Origin of the sequence: Polaribacter sp. PL03 (assembly GCF_033875165.1) — a bacterium.
Lineage (GTDB): Bacteria > Bacteroidota > Bacteroidia > Flavobacteriales > Flavobacteriaceae > Polaribacter.
On sequence record NZ_JAWZSV010000001.1, the window covers coordinates 55517 to 75975 of the forward strand.

Genomic DNA, 20459 nt, shown 5'->3' on the forward strand with positions numbered 1-20459 from the left:
AAAAGGGATAATTCATTTGAATTATCCCTTTTTAATAAATTATAATAGATTATTGATCTCCACCCTTAGATGCAGAATAACTAATCTTTAATGCATTAACATCTCTTAGTTTTAATCTAATATCGATAATTGTACCTACATTAGATTCAACATCAGCTTTAATAGAAGTAGTCATAAATGGCACTTCAGCTTCAGAAACTTTAGATCTTTCATTAATAATAAAAGCAGGTACATCATCTGCAGTTGCTATTTTATCATTTAACTGAATTCTATTAAAAGCAGTACCATGTCTTGATACATCCTTAGATTTACCAACATATATTGTACTAACTAAACTTTTGTGTTCTAATTTCTTAACCTCAGTTGCGTTTGGCAACCTTGGGTTTTCAATTTTCAACTCAGTTTCTCTCATAGTAGTAGTTACCATAAAGAAAAATAACAACATAAAAACGATGTCAGGTAAAGAAGCAGTATTTACTGCTGGCATTCCCTTTTTCTTTTTTCCAAATTTAGACATATAGTTGTGTTTTTATAAATTAATTAGAAGATGTAGGTTCAGAATCAGAAATAATTTCTGGGTAACTTCTCTTAATATCTTCAACTTTTTTCTTTAATTCTAAATTAGCTCTATCATCTTTATAAGATTCTTCTAATTCTGGAAAAGGAATACCATAACGTTCTTTTGAAAGTCTGTTACGTAAATCTGAATATGCTCTTATTAGTTCATTCTGAACTTTTAAATAAGTACCATATTCTGTTCCTCTATCACTTTGCACAGAGATAATAGCTTTATTAGGATGATCTGATGAACTAGGATTTTTATCTCCTTTACAATAAGTACAAGGACCCGTTGCAACACCTTCTTCTACCTTACCATCACCTCCACCGTTATCTATAAAAGAGATCGCTGCAGCTTTAAGATTTTTAATATCCATTCTGTCTCCTTCTACAAGAAGATCATTATTTCTATTAATGTTTACCTCAAAAATGTTTTTCTCTTTAATAATTGGTGGCACATAATCTTCTGGTGGTTTATCAGATAACTTCTTAGAAATACCTGAATCTACATTCATAGTTGTAGTTACTAAAAAGAAAATTAATAACAAGAAAGCAATATCTGCCATAGAACCTGCATTAATTTCTGGATTCTCTCTTCTTGCCATAATTTTATGATTTTATTAAACCTTTAACTAAATCGTATACAAAGAAAAATAAACCTATTCCTCCTAGAATTATACTAAACCAAATACCGGCTCCTGTTAATTTATTAGTCATAGAACCTTCTTCACCACCTTCTAGTATTTTGTCTGCTCCATCTATAACAACATTACTGTCTGCTAAGAAATAAGCTACAACAAATAAACCTGCAAGAATAGCCAAACCTAATGCGGTTTTCTTTAAATTCTCTGGATTTTTAAATAAACCTAATAAAGATAACACTACTGTTACAATTATTACTCCGTATAATAAGTACTGTGAAAAAGACACTAATGGGCTTACTACGCTATTCTGTACAGCCACATCATCTTTCACAGCATCTTCACCTGCCATAAGTACTCTTACTAGTAAGATAATACCTATTACAGCTAGCGCCGTCACAATGTATGTGATAATTTTTGAAAATTTATTATCTTTCATTATAAAATTATTTTTTAAACTTTACCAATAAATCTATCAATTGGATAGATGAATCTTCCATATTATTAACAATACTATCGATTTTAGAAACGATATAATTATAAAAAATTTGAAGAATAATTGCTACCACTAAACCAAATACAGTTGTTAATAATGCAACTTTAATACCAACAGCTACTACACCTGGAGAAATATCATTTGCTTCTGCGATTGCATCAAAAGCATCAATCATACCAATTACAGTACCCATAAAACCTAACATAGGAGCTAAAGCGATAAATAATGATAACCAAGAAACGTTTTTCTCTAAAAGTCCCATTTGAACTCCACCATAAGAAACTACTGCTTTCTCAGCATTTTCAACACCTTCATCAACTCTATCTAAACCTTGGTAAAAGATAGATGCAACAGGTCCTTTTGAGTTTCTACAAACTTCTTTTGCAGCTTCTACACCACCAGAACTTAAAGCATCGTCTACGTCTGCTACTAATTTCTTAGTATTTGTAGATGCCATGTTTAAATAAATAATTCTTTCAATTGCAATAGCTAAACCTAAGATTAAAGCTACTAATACAATTCCCATAAATACTGGTCCACCTTCAATAAAACGTAGTTTTAATTCTTGGTGAAAAGTTCTTGACTCTGTTGCTGCTTCCTGTGCAAAAGTTGATTGAATAGCTCCAAAAAACATGAATCCTGTTACGGATAGGACATTTACTACTTTTTTCATCTCTGTTATAATTAATTTTTAATAGTTAACGGGTTAAAGATATAAATTTTCATCTCAAATAAACAAATGTTAATCAATTTTAATACTTATTGAAACAACTTAACACTTTATTTATTTTTTATTGAGTGGCAAGTAACAAAAAAATTGTTGCTCCTCAAAAAAAAATCAATCTATTTTACGTAAAAATAACCTTTTTTTTTAGAGTTAGGTATTTTTAACAAAAAAAATTATTTTTTACTAATTTCTCCTCGTAAAGATTTTTGAAAGTAGCTTACAAAACTTTCATCTGATAAATCTTCACTTAATAAATACATTAATTTTGCAATGGCAGACTCTGTAGTAATATCGATACCACCAATTACTCCTATGGCTTTTAAACCAACACTAGTCTCATAATGACCAAGAATTACACTACCACCAGAGCATTGCGTAACATTTACTATTTTAATACCTTTTTGTATTGCTTTCTCTATTAAGTTTAAAAACCAAGGCTTGTTTGGGGCGTTTCCAGAACCATAAGTTTCTAAAACAACTCCTTTTAAATTCTTAATATTAAGTATTGCTTGCACCACTTCTTCTGTAATTCCTGGAAAAAGTTTTAAAATAACTACCTCTGTAACTAACTTTTTTCTAACAATTAAATCTTGGGTTATATGCTTAACTTCATTTATTAAATGTTCATTAAAGTTTAAATGCACACCACTTTCTGCCAATGCTGGGTAATTCATAGAAGCAAATGCTTCAAATTGTTCTGCACTTATTTTTGTTGTTCTATTTGCTCTGTATAATTTGTATTCAAAATACAAACAGACTTCAGAAATAATAGGTTTATCATTTTTTCTAGAAGCAGCAATTTCTATTGATGTAATTAAGTTCTCTTTGGCATCTGTTCTTAAGTCTCCAATAGGTAATTGAGAACCTGTAAAAATAATAGGTTTCTGTAAATTTTCTATCATAAAACTAATTGCAGAAGAAGTATAGGACATTGTATCTGAGCCTGTTAAGATAACAAAACCATCAAACTTACTATAATTTTCTTCTATAATTTCTACAATGTCTACATAGTACTTTGTATTCATGTTTGAAGAATCTATAGGTTCTTCAAAAGAAATACTTTTTATGTTACATTCTAGTTGTTCTAATTCTGGAATTTTATCTATTATTCTGCTAAAATCAAAAGCCTTTAAAGCATTTGTTTTATAGTCTTTTACCATACCAATTGTACCACCAGTATACACAATAAGAATATTGGGTTTGTTTGCCATTTTGTCATTTTTATACTCCAAAATATAAATTGGAATACTTTATGTTGTAAATTTATCAAACAAAAGTGAAATAAAATTTAAAAACGATATATATTATGATGGGATTCTATATTTTAATTGGTGCAATCTCTTTAGTTAGTTGGTTGGTAAGTAATAAATTAAAGAGTAAATTTAAAAAATACTCTAAAATTCAACTTAGAAATGGAATGAGTGGTGCAGAAATTGCTGAAAAAATGCTTGTAGATAATGGTATTTTCGATGTAAAAGTAATTTCTACACCAGGAATGTTAACAGACCATTACAACCCACAAAACAAGACCGTAAACCTTAGTGAAAGTGTTTACAACCAAAGAAATGCTGCCGCCGCAGCTGTTGCTGCTCATGAATGTGGTCATGCAGTACAACATGCACAAGCATATAGTTACTTAACTATGCGTTCTAAACTGGTACCAGTTGTTAGTATATCTTCTAAATTTTCTCAATGGATGGTTATTGGTGGTTTAATCTTAGGTGCTGCTTCTAGTAATACTGGAGTTGGTTTTTACATAGCAGTTGCTGGTTTGGCTTTAATGGCAATTGCAACCTTATTTAGTTTTGTTACGCTACCGGTAGAATATGACGCAAGTAATAGAGCTTTGGCTTGGTTAAAAAATAAAAACATGCTTTCTCAAGAAGAATACGCAGGTTCTGAAGATGCACTTAAATGGGCTGCAAGAACGTACTTAGTTGCTGCTTTAGGTTCTTTAGCTATGCTTTTATATTGGGGAATGAAGATTTTAGGAAACAGAGATTAAACTTTACAAACAGTAATAATCTATCTATATTACATACTTTAAATTACAAAAACACTCTTAATAAATTTAAGAGTGTTTTTTTTTACAGGAAACTTTTTTCGGGTTGGTAACGTCTTACAATTGTAACAATTAAGACTTTGGGTAGTCTTTATTAAAAATCAACCAATGAAACTTACAACTTTACTATTTATTTTTTTCTTCGGAATTCTAGCTTCTTTTTCACAACACAAAATCTCTGGAAAGATTGTTGATGAGCAAAATACAGCATTACCATTCACTAATATTATACTTTATAAAATAGGAGAAGTAGCCAACCCAAAAGGAACCGTTTCTGATACTAATGGTCTTTATTATTTTAATAAAGTTGCAGCAGGAAAGTATAGAATAGAAATTTCTACTTTGGGTTTTAAAACTCAAAAAGTTAAAGAATTTAGTTTAAATGAAAACAAAACCTTCAATATCACTTTAAAAGAGGAAAGTACTAGCTTAAATGAAGTGGTAATAAAAAGCAAACGCCCCGTAATAAAACAAACTGCGGAAAAATTAATAGTAGATCTAGAAAAATCTGAAATGATTAATACAAATCTACAAGATATAATGCGTAAAATTCCTGGAGTTTTAGTTACAAATAACGGAATTTCTATTGCTGGAAATAGAGGCGTAAGAATTCTTATTAACGGAAAAACTACAGAATATATGGATGTAGAAACATTATTAAGAGATTTTCCTGCAGATAATATTTCTAAAATTGAAGTGATAGAGCAACCTGGTGCAGAATATGAAGCTTCTGGTTCTGGTGCAATTATAAATATTATTTTAAAGAAAAATGTACGTTTAGGAACACATGGTAGTGTAAATTCTTGGATTGGTGAAGATGAAGGTTTAGAATGGGGTTCTGGTTTTTCTATTGCTAGTTATAAAAACAAACTAAACTGGCAAACAAGTGTAAATTACTCTCAACCTACTTGGCGAGATGATTTATTTTTAGTGAGAACAGTTGGCTCTGAAACTTATGACCAAGTTACCAGAGAACCTTATGACCCAGAAAATCTTACCATTAGCGGAAATTTAGATTATTATTTAAGCGACAATCATTCTATTGGACTTGGTGGCCGTTTTAATAGCAGAAAATCTACTAGAACAGTAACTAGTAAAACAATAATATCTGACGAGAATAACAGAAATACTTTATTTTCTGAAAATTACTTCGATAGAGATCGAGCTAATTTTAGTTTTAACCCTTATTACGAATATAAAACTGATAGCGATAAATTAGTGGTAGATTTTAATTATGTAGATTTTACAAACGACAATACCAATACTTTGTATGATACAGAAGGAAGTACAATAGCTTTTGATGATAGAAAATACATACAAAATGGAACTTATAGTATTAAAACTTACAGAATAGATTACTCCAAAACTATTTCTGATAAATTAAAAATTAGTGCAGGTACAAGATTTGCAGATGTAAAGACAGACAATGATTTACAATCTTTTGAAGAAAAAAATGGTAATTTCGAAAAGAATGAAGAAGAAAGTAGTCGTTTTGTAATTGATGAATCGATCTTTGCACTTTACTCTAAAATAAATGCAAGTCTTGGAGATTGGTCTTTCTCTGCTGGTTTGCGTTATGAAAACAGTAATACAGATGGTATGTCTACTTTTCTTAAAAATGGTACACCAACAACAGAAATACAAAAAAGACCTATTAAAAAAGTATTTCCAAGTGCTTCTGTTAGTAGAAAGTTAACAGATGTTTTAGGTGCTAGTGTTTCATATAGTTATAGAATTCAAAGACCTTCTTATAGTAGCTTAAATTCTTTTGCTACTTATTTAGATCCTTATTCTGCTGGTGAAGGAAACCCTAACTTAACACCTTCTTACACGAATAACTATCAATTTAATTTAACGTACGAAGGACAACCCTTTTTTACAGTTGGTTATAGCAAAACAGACGATGTAATTTTTCAGTTAATTACACAAGACAATGCAACTGCACAAATAAGACAACAAGATGTAAATGTAGAGAATAATGCAAATTGGAACTTTCGTTTATTTGCACCTGTAAATTTTGCAAAAGGTTTAGAAGGTTACACAGGTATAATTGTTACAAATACAGATTATAAATCTTCTACTTTTAATGTAGATTTAAATAAGTGGAACTTAATTTGGTTTATACAAGCTAGCTACCAATTGCCTTGGGATGTTAATTTTGAATTAAGTGGAAATTACGGAACTGGTGCTTTAGAAGGACAGGTTGAAGTTGATTGGCTTGCAGATTTAGATTTCTCTTTTGGTAAAAAGTTTTTAGACGATAAATTAAAGGTGAATCTTGGTTTCAATAAAATATTAAACAGAGGTTTTGTTGGAAATATAGATTATGGAAACGGAATAGCTGCTGTAGAAAGTAATGGTTCTAGACAAAATGTTCAATTAAAATTGGTGTATAGTTTTGGTTCTCAATTTGGGAAGAAAAAAGGGAAAAGAAATTCTAATAATGATGAACAAAATAGAATTAACGACGATAATTAAAATATTATTTTCTTCTTATTAAGAAACTAAGTTAACAAACAATTTTAGCCCTGATTGAAATGACATCCTTTTTTTGTTTTTACAAAAAAAGATATAATGAAAAGCAGGAAATAGCTTCAAAAAAAAACCTTTCCGAGAAATTAGAAAGGTTTTTTTTATAAATTATATTTTAGTTTATTATCGATTAATCATTCAACTTTAAAACTGCCATAAATGCTTCTTGCGGTATTTCTACATTACCAACCTGACGCATTCTTTTCTTTCCTTTTTTCTGCTTTTCTAAAAGTTTACGTTTTCTAGAAATATCTCCTCCATAACATTTTGCTGTAACATCTTTACGCAATGCTTTGGTAGTTTCACGGGCAATAATTTTTGCTCCAATTGCTGCCTGAATAGGAATATCGAACTGTTGACGAGGAATTAATTCTTTTAATTTCTCAACAATTTTCTTACCAATCGTATATGCGTTATCTGCATGTAATAAAGCTGAAAGTGCATCTACACCAGAACCATTTAATAAAATATCTACTCTTACCAACTTAGATTCTCTCATACCTATTGGAGAATAATCGAAAGATGCATATCCTTTAGAAACTGTTTTTAAACGATCGTAAAAATCGAAAACAATTTCTGCTAAAGGCATATCGAATGTTAATTCTACTCTTTCTGTTGTTAAATACGTCTGGTTTACTATCTCGCCACGTTTTTCAATACACAAACTCATTACTTGCCCAACAAAATCTGCTTTTGTAATAATACTTGCTTTAATAAAAGGCTCTTCTACTCTATCTAATCTCGATGGATCTGGTAGATCTGTAGGATTATTTAAAAGTAATATTTCGTTTGGATTTTTCTTAGTATATGCGTGGTAAGATACATTGGGTACTGTTGTAATAACAGTCATATTAAACTCACGTTCTAAACGTTCTTGAATAATCTCCATATGTAACATTCCTAAGAATCCACAACGGAAACCAAAACCTAAAGCGGCAGAACTTTCTGGCACAAAAACCAAAGAAGCATCGTTTAATTGCAGTTTTTCCATAGAATAACGCAACTCTTCATAATCTTCTGTGTCTACAGGATAAATTCCTGCAAATACCATTGGTTTCACATCTTCGAAACCGTCTATGTTTTCTGTTGTAGGGTTAGCTGCATCTGTAATTGTATCTCCTACTTTTACTTCTTTAGCTGTTTTAATACCTGTAATTAAATACCCAACATCACCAGTTTTTACAGATTTTTTTACAACCTGCTCTAACTTTAAAGTACCAACTTCATCTGCAAAGTACTCATTACCAGTTGCCATGAATTTAATACGTTGTCCTTTTTTAATTTCTCCATTCATTACTCTAAAGTATGTTTCAATTCCTCTATAAGAATTGTAAACCGAATCGAAAATTAAGGCTTGTAAAGGTGCGTCTGGGTCTCCTTTTGGAGCAGGAACTCTATCTATAATTGCTGCTAAAATATTATCTACACCAAAACCTGTTTTTCCACTTGCGTGAATTACGTCTTCTGGTTCGCAACCTAATAAATCTACAATATCATCTGTTACTTCTTCTGGGTTGGCAGAAGGTAAATCTACTTTATTTAAAATAGGTATAATCTCTAAATCGTTCTCTAAAGCTAAGTATAAATTAGAAATTGTTTGAGCTTGTATACTTTGTGCTGCATCTACAATTAACAAAGCACCTTCACAAGCTGCAATAGATCTAGAAACTTCATAAGAAAAATCTACGTGACCTGGAGTATCAATTAAATTCAAGATATATTGTTCTCCTTTATGCTCAAAATCCATTTGAATGGCATGCGATTTTATGGTAATTCCGCGTTCGCGTTCTAAATCCATATTATCTAATAACTGATCTTTTTTCTCACGATCTGTTACAGAGCCTGTATATTCTAACAATCTATCTGCTAATGTACTTTTACCATGATCTATATGTGCGATAATGCAAAAGTTTCTTATATTCTTCATACTTCGTTTTCTAACTGCTTTCAACTGACAAATATATGCTATTTACAAACCTTGTCAAATAAAAAAAGTACAATGCCATTCATTGTACTTTTCTTTATTTTTTTTATAAAACTATAAATCTCGTTCTAACTCTTCAATTGCTACTTTAAACTCTTCCCAATTTATAGTATCATCACTAGATTTATCATATCCTTTTAATAATTCGTTAGCAACAACACCTCTTATAAAACCATTTACTGCTGCACTTTTTAACATTTTTTTGATTTCAGATTTTTTTAATCTTCCATCTTTATCAGAATCAAAAAAACTAAATGCTTCTTCTGGAGAATCAAATTGATTGGTTATTAAAATTCTAATTTTTCTTAATATATTTTCTTTTGCTCCCATATTTTGTAACTAAAAATTAATAATGCATTAAGATAATAAATAATACTTAATTACTGCCGTACTATTTTACAGAAAAGTTATTAATCTCTACATTTTTTAAGGTAAAAATAAAAAACAACTAAAATAATCTACTTAATAACAAAAAAGATTCCTTTAATAGAAGGAACCACGATTGCTATTTTTACCCTACAGATTAGATGAAAATATTATTTTCTTTTCTAAAGAATGAAAAAAGACTAATTTTGCATAAAATTAAATCATTTTGGTTAAAATAGGCAACATAGAATTACCAGATTTCCCACTTTTATTAGCACCAATGGAAGACGTATCAGATCCTCCGTTTAGAGCTTTGTGCAAAGAAAATGGCGCAGATGTTGTGTATACTGAATTTATTTCTTCGGAAGGTTTAATTCGTGACGCAGCAAAAAGCATCATGAAATTAGACATTTATGAAAAAGAAAGACCTGTTGGAATTCAGATTTTTGGTGCAAATTTAGAATCGATGCTAAGAACGGTTGAAATTGTAGAAAAATCGAATCCGGATATTATTGATATTAATTTTGGTTGTCCTGTAAAAAAAGTAGTGTCTAAAGGTGCTGGTGCAGGAATTTTAAAAGACATCGATTTAATGGTTTCTCTTACAGAAGCTATGGTAAAACATACAAATTTACCTGTAACTGTAAAAACTCGTTTAGGTTGGGATCATGATTCTATTAGAATTGTAGAAGTTGCAGAACGTTTACAAGATGTTGGTTGTGCAGCAATTTCTATTCATGGTAGAACACGTGCTCAAATGTATAAAGGTGAAGCAGATTGGAAACCAATTGCAGCCGTAAAAAACAACCAAAGAATGCACATTCCTGTTTTTGGAAATGGAGATATTACAACTCCAGAAAAAGCTATGGAAATGAGAGATTCTTACGGATTAGATGGCGCTATGATTGGTAGAGCCGCTATTGGATATCCATGGTTTTTTAATGAAGTAAAACATTATTTTAATACTGGTAAATACTTAGCAAAACCTACAATTGCACAAAGAGTAGAAATGGCTAGAAGGCATTTACAAATGGCTATTGATTGGAAAGGAGCTAATTTAGGTGTTTTTGAAACTAGAAGACATTATACAAACTACTTTAAAGGAATACCACATTTTAAAGAATATAGAATGAAAATGGTAACTTCAGATAAAGCAGAGGACGTTTTTAACGCGTTTGATGAAGTGGAAGCTAAATTTGGTAACATGATTATACCTCAAGAGTATTAATTATTTTAACTGAAAAGACTCTAAAAATAGTTTTCTATATTTAATGAAGTCTTTAAAATCTTTATCTTTAGAAGAAAATGATATTTCAGAAATAATACCATTTTTTTTATAAAACCTCTTTTTAGATCTATACAGTGCTTTATTGTATCTGTAGGTATAATCTAACTCTATATAATTATTATGGTTACTATGTTTAATAGATTTAACTTTAGCTTTTCTTAAATTATAATCTTTTTCTATCAGTTCATTTAGAACCTCTTTTAACTCTAAATCTGTAGAATCGATATTCATCGTTAATTTAAACCAAGCATTTTTAAAAGTATCTTTTTTATACCTTGAAACAGTTAATGAATTTGTTTCTTGAGAACTATGAATGGTATTGATAATCCAATTTTCAGGATAATTAAACTGAAATTTACTTGAATTAGTAGAAGTAATTTTTTCTTCTACTTCTGGTAAATTATATAGCTCTTTACAGCTAGTAAGACCTAAAAACAGAATTAAAATAAAATAATAATTTTTCATACTATTACTTTTCTATAAATTCTGCTGAAATTCTACTACTTGCAATTTTAGCAGCTATAAAACCTAAAATTGTAATTGTACAAAATACAATTAGAAGATTTGTAAATCTAAATTCTACAGGATACGCCAAATTTGGTACTATCATAAAAACCTCAAATTTCTTTTGAATAAAGACAGTAACAATTCCTAAAAATAGGCCAACAGACATTCCTACGAAAGTTAAAAGAAAACCTTGAAGAATAAATATTTTCTTAATTTCTTTAATAGTTGCTCCTAAACTAAAAAGAGTTTTTAGATTCTGTTTTTTATCAATAATCATCATAATTATTGCACCAATAACATTAAATAATGCAATAATAACAATTAATGTAAAAATTAAATAAGACACAAAATTCTCTGTATTTATCACTTTATAGAAAACCTCATTTAATTGCTCTTTGGTTTGTACTTTAAAACCTGCACCTAAATTTGTTCTAAGATTATCTGCAACATCATTAGAATATTCAGTATTATTTAATTTTAACTCTATTGCAGTTACTTGGTTATCCTTATAACGTAATAAAGCTCTAGCTTGCTCTATAGATGTAAATACATATTTACTTTCAAATTCTTCCGTTCCTAAATAAACACCTACAATTTGGGTTTCAATTTTAAAAAAGGGGTTTCTAGGATTTATAAAACCTTTACCAGGTTTAGGAATCATTATTTTTAAAGGTTCGCCGTAGTTAAGAATACCTAAAGAGAGTTTATTTGAAATTCCTCGTCCAATTACTGCAGTGTTGCTAAAGTCTTCTTGCAACCAAGTACCAACGCTTAAAGACGAATCTATTTTAGAAATATTGGTGTAATTTTCTTCAACCCCTTTTATAAAAGCAATTTCTGTTTTCTCATTATATTCTAAGAAAACACGTTCTTCTATAACTTTAGTAGTTTCTTTAATTGAAGTGTTCGAGTTTAATTTTCCTTGTAAGTCTTCAGTAATAAAGAAAGACTTACCAATTGTAGTGGTAATTTTTATATCTGGGTCTGATACATCTAACAGACTATAACTAAAAGTTCTTAGACCAGAAAAACCAGATAATATTATAAATAAAGCTAAAGAACCTACAATAACCCCAAAAGAAGCAATAATAGTAATAATGTTTATTGCATTATTGCTCGTTTTAGAAAATAAGTATCTTTTGGCTATGTAATAAGGAAAACTCAATTAGAAAATATAAATTTATTTCTTTTGACGTTTAGACAAAACATCTGGGTTCTTTATAGGATCTTCATCCTTACCTTTTAAAGACTTGTCTATTTCTTCGATATAATCTAAAGTATCATCACCAAAAAACAATAATTCTGGCATTCTTCTTAATTGATTACGTGTTCTTTTTGCCATTTCATGACGAATTAAAGGCGTATTCGATTGAATTCCTTTAACCATCTCATCTCTATTTACAGATGGGAAAATACTTAAATATACTTTTGCAACTCCTAAATCTGAAGTAACATGTACCTTAGACACAGAAATAATAATTCCTTTCATACCATCTTGCGCTGCCTTTTGCAACACATCTACCAAATCTTTTTGTAAAACTCCTGCAATTTTACGTTGTCTGTTTGTTTCTTCCATGCTGCAAATTTACACTTTTTTTATGGAGTATAAATCTTATTTTTTATAGCATACATAACCAAACCAACTCTATTTTTTACATTTAGTTTTGTAAATAAAACATCTCTGTAACCATCAATAGTTTTAGGGCTTAAACACATCTTATCTGCAACCTCTTTGTATGTTAATTCAGAACAAGCATGCTTCATAAAGGTAATTTCTCTATCTTTTAAATGAATCTCTTCTACTTCATTACCAGAAAGCGATTTCATTAACAAATTAGTTACGCTTTTTGTGTGATAAAAACCATTCTCTGCAATTTCAATTAAAGCTTTTTCTAAAACTGATTTTTCTGTATCTTTTAATAAGTAACCAATTGCACCAACTTTTAACATGTTTAAAATCGTAGTATCTTCATCTTCTACAGAAAGAGCCATAACGTGTACATTTTCATGGTTTTCAGTAATCCATTCTGTGGTTTCAATTCCGTTCATAATGGGCATATTAATATCCATTAAAACTAGATCTGGAATGTACTTTGCAGAAGCAGAAAACTTATCTATTAATTCTTGTCCGTTTTTACACGTATATAAGACTTTAAATTTAGGAAAAGTATTAACCATTGCAGCAATTGCTTGCGAAAGCAATGTATGGTCATCTACAATTACTACTGAATATGTGATCATAATTTATATACTATTTTTAAAGAAGTTCCTTTGTTTACTTCGGAAGTAAAAAAGGCAGATGCTCCAATTAATTTTGCTCTATTTTTAATGTTTTCTAGACCAATTCCTTTAGAAATAATTTCTGATGAAAAACCAACTCCATCATCTTTTGCAATAATTTTTAATTCTGAATTATTAAAATCTAGTAAGACATTTAAATTAGAGGCTTTAGAATGTTTAATCGTGTTAGAAAAAAATTCTTGTAAAATTCTGAATATAATTATACTTGCTTTTTTGTTAATACTTTGTTCTTCTCCTACTATTTTTAAAGTAGAATTGATAAAATTTAATCTATTAAAACGATCTATTTCTAATTGAACAGCTTCTTTTAAATTGATGTTTTTAATCGCTTCCGGGTTTATTAATTTTGATAAAGCTCTAACCTCTGTTAATCCCTTAGTAATAGTTTCTGATACTTCATTAAAGTTATCTACTGTGGCACTTTGCAATTGAATTTTTGCTAATGTTAGCAACTGCCCTATATTATCATGCAATTCCCAACTTATATTTCTAAGCGTTTCTTCTCTAATTTCTATTTGGGTTTCTGCAATTTCTCTTTCGAAACGTTTTCTTGTTTCCTCTTTTTGTTCTAGCAAAATGTTTTTTCTTTTTTGATAAAAACCAAACAATAAAACGATGAAAATGACAAAAGCAACAATTATTAAAGTTGTTACTAAAAGTATTATAACTCTTTCTTCTGACTCCATAAAGCTCCAAATATAAAAACACAATACATTATTACCGCTAAAAATGGCGCTATTTTACTAATAAAAATAATATCTACTTTTAATAGTTTTTGAAAAGAGTTAATCATTAACGTGCTAGGTATCGATCCTAAATAATAAATTAATAACCCTACAGAAATCCAAAATGGTAATGATTTTTTAAAGTTTAAAATTCTATCAGAATTTATAAAATCCTTAAAAAATAAAAATATAGCACATGTTACAATAAAACCACCAGAAACTGAAGCAAAACTGTTATATGTTATCAAATAAATGCCGTTATATAAATAGTGCAAACTAGACAAAAAATAAATAATGTTAAAAATAATAATAAAATAATTTAAATACATTTTACTTAATTTAAATGACAATATTTCATTTATAAATATTAACAAAAAATTAAATTCTAATAGGGTAAGGGCATTATAGACCCAAGTATTTCGATTTATTAAGACAAGACCAATATATTGTGCTACAATTTCTAATAACATCATGGAAACCAAATAAAATAAAAAATATTTTAAATTAACAACAAACTTATTTTTAAAATAATAAGTAGCATAAATTACAATTGTTATAAAATATAAAATAAAAAATAAGTATCTAAACATATTAAAAAGGTGGCATTGGCTCAAATCTATTAGTCCCAGAACTTTCCATGTCTTCTTGTGGGCTAAAAGAAGGAAAAAAAGAAGCTCTCATAACTTGTTTCGTTTCTTTACTACTAAACTTATGTAAAAACTCTGTAAATTTAATTGGCGTTCCTTTTTCAGAATACAAAGGCTCAAAAGCAACATCATTTTTATCTCCAATTTTAGCAGTCGGCATAAATATTAAAGTTTGTCTACCTCTTTTAGAAGCATCTCTATGTTTTTGCGGATATGCTGCAGAGAAAATTCTTACACCGGTTAGTTTAATATCCTTTTCTTTAGATATTTTTTCTAAATACGCAATGTATTGTTTTAATTGGTCGAGTTCATAAAAATGAGAAATGCTTTCAATTGTATCTATTTTATCGTTTGTAAATTCTTTTCTATAATTATCTAATACTCTTTTTTGCCCTATATCATATTGATGAAACATACCTGCCATTTCATTATATGTTATTGCGTTAGATGGTCTAGAATCGTCTACCGAATGGTCTTTGTGATCACACTCAGTTTTACAACTACTTAAAGCAGTAATTGAGAATAAAGAAATAAGAAAAAGTCTATTTATGTTTTTCATAAAAGTAGGTTTAGTTAATAAACTACAAAGTACAATATTTTACTTCGGAAGAAATAAAAAAGAAAAATTAAAATATAAAAAACTAAAAATCAGTTATTTGAAAATAAATACTGAAAATAAAAAGGGGTTTTTCCTGTATAAGAATGGAGGTTTTTACTTGCTTCTTATTGTAATTAAAAGATGACTTTTGAAGCAAGAATTAATTAATAGTTAATCGAAGGGGAAATTGCTAAAAACTCTATTCAGATAGAATTGAGTTCTCTAAGAAACAAAAAAACCTCAAAACATTTCTGTTTTGAGGTTTAATCTTTTAATTATAGCAGCTTTTAATCAGCTAAAATAATTGCTTTATTGTCATTTAACTCTATAGTTCCAGAGTTAATTGCTAAAGTTAAAACTCTATCATCATCTATCTGAGCTTCTAATTTACCATGTAAATCATCTAATACTAAATGATCTTGGCTATGAATGTGAATTTTAATATCACCTTCTTTTAAAATAGAAACTATAGGAGCGTGATTATTTAATATTTGAAACTCTCCATCTATTCCAGGAACTGAAAATAAATCAACTTCCGATGAAAATAAGATTGCTTCTGGTGTTACAATTTCTAAATACATATTTCTATACTTTAAACTTTAAGCTTTACGCTGCAAGATGTTTTTAAGCTTCAGCTAACATTTTCTCACCAGCATCAATTGCATCTTGAATTGATCCTCTTAAGTTAAATGCTGCTTCAGGATATTTATCTAATTCACCATCCATAATCATATTAAATCCTTTAATAGTGTCTTTAATATCAACTAAAACTCCAGGTATACCTGTAAATTGTTCAGCTACATGAAAAGGTTGAGATAAGAAACGTTGTACACGTCTAGCTCTATGAACTACTAACTTATCTTCTTCAGATAATTCTTCCATACCTAAAATAGCAATAATATCTTGTAACTCTTTATAACGTTGTAAAATTTCTTTTACAGCAGTTGCAGTATTATAATGCTCATCACCTAAAATAGCTGCAGATAAAATTCTAGAAGTAGAATCTAATGGATCTACTGCTGGATAAATACCTAACTCTGCAATCTTACGAGATAATACAGTTGTTGCATCTAAATGCGCAAAAGTTGTTGCTGGTGCTGGATCTGTTAAATCATCTGCAGGTACATAAACTGCTTGTACAGATGTAATAGAACCTTTTTTAGTAGATGTAATACGCTCTTGCATTGCACCCATTTCTGTAGCTAATGTTGGTTGGTAACCTACTGCAGAAGGCATACGACCTAATAAAGCAGAAACCTCTGAACCAGCTTGTGTAAAACGGAAAATGTTATCTACGAAGAAAAGAACATCTTTTCCTTGACCATCTCCTGCTCCATCTCTAAAGTATTCAGCAATTGTTAAACCAGACAATGCAACACGTGCACGTGCTCCAGGTGGCTCATTCATTTGTCCAAAAACAAAAGTTGCTTTAGAATCTCTCATTCCTGGCTTATCAACCTTAGATAAATCCCATCCTCCTTCTTCCATAGAATGCATAAAATCGTCTCCGTATTTTATAATTCCAGATTCTAACATCTCACGAAGTAAATCATTTCCTTCACGAGTTCTTTCACCAACTCCTGCAAAAACAGATAAACCTCCGTGTCCTTTTGCAATGTTGTTAATTAATTCTTGAATTAATACAGTTTTACCTACTCCAGCTCCACCAAATAAACCAATTTTACCACCTTTTGCATAAGGTTCAATTAAATCGATTACTTTAATCCCTGTGAATAAAACTTCTGTTGAAACAGATAAATCTTCAAACTTAGGTGCAGAACGGTGAATTGATAATCCGTCTTTACCTTCTTTCTTTAAATTACCTAAACCATCAATTGCATCTCCAGTTACATTAAATAAACGACCATAAATGTCGCTTCCAATTGGCATTTGAATTGGGTTTCCTGTAGCAAGAACTTCTGTTCCTCTACTTAATCCATCAGTAGCATCCATAGAAATGGTTCTAACTGTATCTTCACCAATATGTTGTTGTACTTCTAAAACTAAAATAGAACCATCAGCTTTTTTAATTTCTAATGAATCATAAATTTTAGGAAGTTCAGTATTTTCTGTATTGAATTCAACATCAATTACTGGCCCAATAATTTGAGAAACTTTTCCTGTTATTGTAGACATCTGTATCTAATTATAATTATTATTTATTTTTCGAGATTTAACATCTCTTTTTCAGGTTGCAAAGGTAATTCTTTTTGGTTGTAATTAAAAAAGTTTTTTAATTTAAAAAAAAACTTTATATACAATAAAAAAACCTCACCAAAATGGTGAGGTTTTAAATATATGTATTTTAAAAAAAGAATTATTTCTTGTTAGTTACTTTAACAATTACTCTTCTGTTTTCAGCTCTACCAGCTCTTGTTTTATTAGTTGAAACTGGTTCACCTTCTCCGTAACCAACAGCCTCTAATCTTGTAGTTTTAACACCTTGCTTAACTAAGTAATCTCTAACAGCTATTGCTCTTTTTTCTGAGATTCTTAAGTTTAATGGTGCAGATCCTGAACTATCTGTGTGACCTTCAATAACGAAAGTAGCACTAGGATTGTTGTTCATTACTTTTACTATTTCGTTTAATTTAGCAGTAACTCCTGGTTTGAAAGAAGTTTTACCTACATTAAATAAAATTGCTTTAGCATATACGTTTAAGTTTGCTTCAGCTCCTTTAGTAATAACTGGTTTAGGACAACCGTTGTTAGATGCTGGTCCAGCAACGCTAACACATTTATCATCTTTATCTAAAACACCATCACCATCAGTATCTGGCCAAGGACATCCACCGTTTGCCATTGGTCCTGCTTGAGTAGGACATTTATCGTTTTTGTTAACTACACCGTCACCATCTGTATCAGGACAACCTTTGTTAGCTTTCGTTCCTTTTTCAGAAGGACACATATCATCTTTATCAGCAACACCGTCACCATCAGCATCAGGACAACCGTTCATAGCTGCTAAACCTGCAACTTCTGGACAAGCGTCATCAGAATCTTTGATTCCATCGCCATCAGCATCAGGACAACCATTGAATTCTTTTAAACCTGCAACTTCTGGACAAGCATCATCTTTGTCATATACTCCGTCTCCGTCAGTATCTTTTCCACCAAATTTAATTACTAAACCTAAAGAAGTTTGGTAATGAGCTCTTACTTTATCAGAAAAACCTTTTTTAGTTCCTGTTTGAAAGTTTAAACCTAAGTTATCATTAAACCAAGTATTGAAACCAAGACCAGCATTTAACATACCTTCACCTCTTTCATCAACTGAAGTATAACCTCCACCTAAATATACATAAGGATCAAACCAAGCAGTTTCACCTACTAAGTTGTTTAAATCATATTTTACAACAGCATCTAATCCCCAGTAAAGAAAATCAGAATCGTTTTTAGTTGTTAAAGTTTCAATCTTGTTCAAAGAACCAGCTAACTGTAAAGAAAAACCTTTATTTAGGTACTTATCTACAGAAACTCTAGAAATAGAAGGTAAAACATTCCAATCTTTGTTCCCTAATAAATCTTTAATTTGGTCACTAAAATCGTCACCATTGTAAAAATCTACATTGTTCAATCCAAAACCAACAACCCAAGGGTTATTTTCATCTTGTGCGTTTGCGTTACCAACTGTTACCAACGTAAACAAAGCTATCACAGCTAATTTTAATCGTTTCATTATCAAATTTTTAAATTAAAAGTTCGTTATTATAATACGCAAAAGTAAACTCTTAAAACGTATCTACAAAGACAAATCTACAAAATATTCGTAAATTTTTAAGTTTTATCTGTTCTAAATAACATTCAACTCTTTACCTACTTCAATAAAAGCAGCAATAGCTTTGTTTAATTGCTCTTTTGTATGCGCTGCAGACAATTGCACTCTTATTCTTGCCTGATCTTCAGGAACTACAGGAAAAAAGAACCCAATAACGTAAATACCTTTCTCTAATAATTTATTCGCCATTACCTGAGATAGCTTTGCATCATATAGCATAACTGGTACTATAGCTGCATCTGCACCAACTAAATCGAAACCAGCATTCTCCATCTCTAACCTAAAGTAATTTGTATTCTCTTCTAATTTATCTCTTAGTGACGTATCATTAGAAATTAAATCGAAGACCTTTAAAGAAGCGCCTACAATTGCTGGCGCTAAAGAATTTGAGAATAAATAAGGTCTAGAACGCTGACGTAAAATTTCTATAATTTCTTTTTTACCAGTAGTATAACCTCCCATTGCACCTCCTAAAGCTTTCCCTAAAGTTCCGGTTACAATATCTACTCTGTCCATTACGTTTTTTAACTCAACAGTTCCTCGACCTGTTTTTCCTATAAAACCAGTTGCATGACACTCATCTACCATCACCAAAGCATCATATTTATCTGCTAAATCACAAATCTCATCTAATTTTGCAACAATACCATCCATAGAGAAAACACCATCTGTAACTATAATTTTAAATCTATGGTTTTGTTTATTCGCTTCTATTAACTGCTCTTCTAAAGAAGACATGTCGTTATTATTATATCTATAACGTGCTGCTTTACACAAACGAACTCCGTCTATAACAGAAGCATGATTTAAACTATCTGATATAATAGCATCTTCTTTAGTTAGCAATGGTTCAAAAACACCACCATTCGCATCAAAACAAGCAGCATACAATATTGTATCATCAGTTGTATAAAATTCTGAGATTTTCTCTTCTAATTGTTTATGAATGTCTTGAGTTCCACAAATAAAACGAACAGAAGACATACCAAAACCATGCGTATCCATAGTATCTTTTGCCGCCTGAATTACTTCTGGATGATTAGACAACCCTAAATAATTATTTGCACAAAAGTTTAATACCTCTTCTCCTGTAGAGATTTTAATAAGTGCGTCTTGTGAAGATGTTATAATTCTTTCAGATTTATACAAACCTGCTTCTTTTATTTCTTGAAGCTCCTTTTTTAAAGTATCTTTAATTTTACCGTACATTTTCTATTGATTTAAGAAATACAAAGTTACAAAGTTTATT

General features: G+C 29.9%; 21 protein-coding genes. 3 read left to right on the plus strand and 18 right to left on the minus strand.

Features of this window, described 5'->3' with window-relative positions; all coding sequences use genetic code 11:
- Window positions 1–49: 49 nt before the first annotated feature.
- From SHK09_RS00215 to SHK09_RS00235, 5 genes are all read right to left on the minus strand, one after another.
- A complete protein-coding gene (locus SHK09_RS00215) occupies window positions 50–517 on the minus strand; it encodes a biopolymer transporter ExbD (protein ID WP_319808748.1) in 468 nt (155 codons plus the stop codon).
- A 19-nt stretch (window positions 518–536) separates the two neighbouring features.
- Entirely contained in the window at window positions 537–1163 is a 627-nt protein-coding gene (locus SHK09_RS00220) for a biopolymer transporter ExbD (RefSeq protein ID WP_319808749.1), read from the minus strand.
- Window positions 1164–1167: 4 nt separating this feature from the next.
- Window positions 1168–1638 carry a hypothetical protein gene (locus tag SHK09_RS00225; RefSeq protein ID WP_319808750.1) on the minus strand — a complete coding sequence of 157 codons (471 nt, stop codon included), beginning with the start codon at window positions 1636–1638 and terminating at the stop codon, window positions 1168–1170.
- A 7-nt stretch (window positions 1639–1645) separates the two neighbouring features.
- Window positions 1646–2368 carry a MotA/TolQ/ExbB proton channel family protein gene (locus tag SHK09_RS00230; protein WP_319808751.1) on the minus strand — a complete coding sequence of 241 codons (723 nt, stop codon included), beginning with the start codon at window positions 2366–2368 and terminating at the stop codon, window positions 1646–1648.
- Between the two features lie 227 nt (window positions 2369–2595).
- Window positions 2596–3633 (minus strand): asparaginase, encoded by a 1038-nt coding sequence (locus tag SHK09_RS00235; protein WP_319808752.1) that lies wholly within the window; start codon window positions 3631–3633, stop codon window positions 2596–2598.
- Between the two features lie 95 nt (window positions 3634–3728).
- Between SHK09_RS00235 and SHK09_RS00240 the strand changes: the two genes are divergently transcribed.
- Together SHK09_RS00240 and SHK09_RS00245 are read left to right on the plus strand one after the other, a co-directional pair.
- Complete coding sequence (locus SHK09_RS00240) at window positions 3729–4427, plus strand: zinc metallopeptidase (RefSeq protein WP_319808753.1); 699 nt, start codon at window positions 3729–3731, stop codon at window positions 4425–4427.
- A gap of 165 nt (window positions 4428–4592) precedes the next feature.
- Complete coding sequence (locus SHK09_RS00245; protein ID WP_319808754.1) at window positions 4593–6962, plus strand: TonB-dependent receptor domain-containing protein; 2370 nt, start codon at window positions 4593–4595, stop codon at window positions 6960–6962.
- Window positions 6963–7146: 184 nt separating this feature from the next.
- On the opposite strand, the gene lepA is transcribed toward SHK09_RS00245, so the two are convergent.
- Both lepA and SHK09_RS00255 read right to left on the minus strand, forming a co-directional pair.
- Window positions 7147–8943 (minus strand): translation elongation factor 4, encoded by a 1797-nt coding sequence (gene lepA, locus SHK09_RS00250; RefSeq protein WP_319808755.1) that lies wholly within the window; start codon window positions 8941–8943, stop codon window positions 7147–7149.
- 111 nt (window positions 8944–9054) lie between these two features.
- Window positions 9055–9330, minus strand: coding sequence for an EF-hand domain-containing protein (locus SHK09_RS00255; protein ID WP_319808756.1), 276 nt, complete (start codon window positions 9328–9330; stop codon window positions 9055–9057).
- A gap of 262 nt (window positions 9331–9592) precedes the next feature.
- On the opposite strand from SHK09_RS00255, the gene dusB reads away from it, so the two are divergent.
- Window positions 9593–10594: a tRNA dihydrouridine synthase DusB gene (dusB, locus tag SHK09_RS00260; RefSeq protein ID WP_319808757.1), complete on the plus strand. Its 1002-nt coding sequence runs from the start codon at window positions 9593–9595 to the stop codon at window positions 10592–10594.
- On the opposite strand, the gene SHK09_RS00265 is transcribed toward dusB, so the two are convergent.
- The 11 genes from SHK09_RS00265 to kbl all read right to left on the minus strand — a co-directional run bounded on the left by SHK09_RS00265 (window position 10595) and on the right by kbl (window position 20419).
- Complete coding sequence (locus SHK09_RS00265) at window positions 10595–11119, minus strand: hypothetical protein (RefSeq protein ID WP_319808758.1); 525 nt, start codon at window positions 11117–11119, stop codon at window positions 10595–10597.
- 4 nt (window positions 11120–11123) lie between these two features.
- Window positions 11124–12326 carry an ABC transporter permease gene (locus tag SHK09_RS00270; RefSeq protein ID WP_319808759.1) on the minus strand — a complete coding sequence of 401 codons (1203 nt, stop codon included), beginning with the start codon at window positions 12324–12326 and terminating at the stop codon, window positions 11124–11126.
- A 15-nt stretch (window positions 12327–12341) separates the two neighbouring features.
- The gene (gene rbfA / locus SHK09_RS00275) at window positions 12342–12737 is read right to left on the minus strand and encodes a 30S ribosome-binding factor RbfA (protein ID WP_319808760.1); all 396 of its coding nucleotides are present in this window, start codon (window positions 12735–12737) and stop codon (window positions 12342–12344) included.
- Window positions 12738–12757: 20 nt separating this feature from the next.
- Window positions 12758–13402: a response regulator transcription factor gene (locus SHK09_RS00280; protein ID WP_319808761.1), complete on the minus strand. Its 645-nt coding sequence runs from the start codon at window positions 13400–13402 to the stop codon at window positions 12758–12760.
- On the minus strand, window positions 13399–14148 hold the full coding sequence (locus SHK09_RS00285; protein WP_319808762.1) for a sensor histidine kinase: 750 nt from the start codon (window positions 14146–14148) through the stop codon (window positions 13399–13401). The genes SHK09_RS00280 and SHK09_RS00285 overlap by 4 nt, the downstream gene beginning before the upstream one ends.
- Window positions 14124–14435 (minus strand): hypothetical protein, encoded by a 312-nt coding sequence (locus tag SHK09_RS00290; protein ID WP_319808763.1) that lies wholly within the window; start codon window positions 14433–14435, stop codon window positions 14124–14126. The genes SHK09_RS00285 and SHK09_RS00290 overlap by 25 nt, the downstream gene beginning before the upstream one ends.
- A 343-nt stretch (window positions 14436–14778) precedes the next feature.
- Window positions 14779–15393, minus strand: coding sequence for a hypothetical protein (locus tag SHK09_RS00295; protein WP_319808764.1), 615 nt, complete (start codon window positions 15391–15393; stop codon window positions 14779–14781).
- A gap of 326 nt (window positions 15394–15719) precedes the next feature.
- Window positions 15720–16013: a hypothetical protein gene (locus SHK09_RS00300; RefSeq protein WP_319808765.1), complete on the minus strand. Its 294-nt coding sequence runs from the start codon at window positions 16011–16013 to the stop codon at window positions 15720–15722.
- Window positions 16014–16056: 43 nt separating this feature from the next.
- Window positions 16057–17568, minus strand: a complete 1512-nt coding sequence (gene atpD, locus SHK09_RS00305) for a F0F1 ATP synthase subunit beta (protein WP_319808766.1) — start codon at window positions 17566–17568, stop codon at window positions 16057–16059.
- A gap of 181 nt (window positions 17569–17749) precedes the next feature.
- On the minus strand, window positions 17750–19111 hold the full coding sequence (locus SHK09_RS00310) for an OmpA family protein (RefSeq protein WP_319808767.1): 1362 nt from the start codon (window positions 19109–19111) through the stop codon (window positions 17750–17752).
- A gap of 114 nt (window positions 19112–19225) precedes the next feature.
- On the minus strand, window positions 19226–20419 hold the full coding sequence (gene kbl / locus SHK09_RS00315) for a glycine C-acetyltransferase (protein WP_319808768.1): 1194 nt from the start codon (window positions 20417–20419) through the stop codon (window positions 19226–19228).
- Window positions 20420–20459: the final 40 nt, after the last annotated feature.

Excerpts from the sequence above, each read along its gene's own strand:
- lepA (WP_319808755.1), bottom strand. The coding sequence starts at position 8,943 with ATGAAGAATATAAGAAACTTTTGCATTATCGCACATATAGATCATGGT.
- SHK09_RS00285 (WP_319808762.1), bottom strand. The coding sequence starts at position 14,148 with ATGGAGTCAGAAGAAAGAGTTATAATACTTTTAGTAACAACTTTAATA.
- SHK09_RS00220 (WP_319808749.1), bottom strand. The coding sequence starts at position 1,163 with ATGGCAAGAAGAGAGAATCCAGAAATTAATGCAGGTTCTATGGCAGAT.
- SHK09_RS00235 (WP_319808752.1), bottom strand. The coding sequence starts at position 3,633 with ATGGCAAACAAACCCAATATTCTTATTGTGTATACTGGTGGTACAATT.
- SHK09_RS00215 (WP_319808748.1), bottom strand. The coding sequence starts at position 517 with ATGTCTAAATTTGGAAAAAAGAAAAAGGGAATGCCAGCAGTAAATACT.
- SHK09_RS00225 (WP_319808750.1), bottom strand. The coding sequence starts at position 1,638 with ATGAAAGATAATAAATTTTCAAAAATTATCACATACATTGTGACGGCG.
- SHK09_RS00265 (WP_319808758.1), bottom strand. The coding sequence starts at position 11,119 with ATGAAAAATTATTATTTTATTTTAATTCTGTTTTTAGGTCTTACTAGC.
- SHK09_RS00245 (WP_319808754.1), top strand. The coding sequence starts at position 4,593 with ATGAAACTTACAACTTTACTATTTATTTTTTTCTTCGGAATTCTAGCT.
- rbfA (WP_319808760.1), bottom strand. The coding sequence starts at position 12,737 with ATGGAAGAAACAAACAGACAACGTAAAATTGCAGGAGTTTTACAAAAA.
- SHK09_RS00230 (WP_319808751.1), bottom strand. The coding sequence starts at position 2,368 with ATGAAAAAAGTAGTAAATGTCCTATCCGTAACAGGATTCATGTTTTTT.
- kbl (WP_319808768.1), bottom strand. The coding sequence starts at position 20,419 with ATGTACGGTAAAATTAAAGATACTTTAAAAAAGGAGCTTCAAGAAATA.
- SHK09_RS00255 (WP_319808756.1), bottom strand. The coding sequence starts at position 9,330 with ATGGGAGCAAAAGAAAATATATTAAGAAAAATTAGAATTTTAATAACC.
- atpD (WP_319808766.1), bottom strand. The coding sequence starts at position 17,568 with ATGTCTACAATAACAGGAAAAGTTTCTCAAATTATTGGGCCAGTAATT.
- SHK09_RS00280 (WP_319808761.1), bottom strand. The coding sequence starts at position 13,402 with ATGATCACATATTCAGTAGTAATTGTAGATGACCATACATTGCTTTCG.
- SHK09_RS00295 (WP_319808764.1), bottom strand. The coding sequence starts at position 15,393 with ATGAAAAACATAAATAGACTTTTTCTTATTTCTTTATTCTCAATTACT.
- SHK09_RS00240 (WP_319808753.1), top strand. The coding sequence starts at position 3,729 with ATGATGGGATTCTATATTTTAATTGGTGCAATCTCTTTAGTTAGTTGG.
- SHK09_RS00300 (WP_319808765.1), bottom strand. The coding sequence starts at position 16,013 with ATGTATTTAGAAATTGTAACACCAGAAGCAATCTTATTTTCATCGGAA.
- SHK09_RS00310 (WP_319808767.1), bottom strand. The coding sequence starts at position 19,111 with ATGAAACGATTAAAATTAGCTGTGATAGCTTTGTTTACGTTGGTAACA.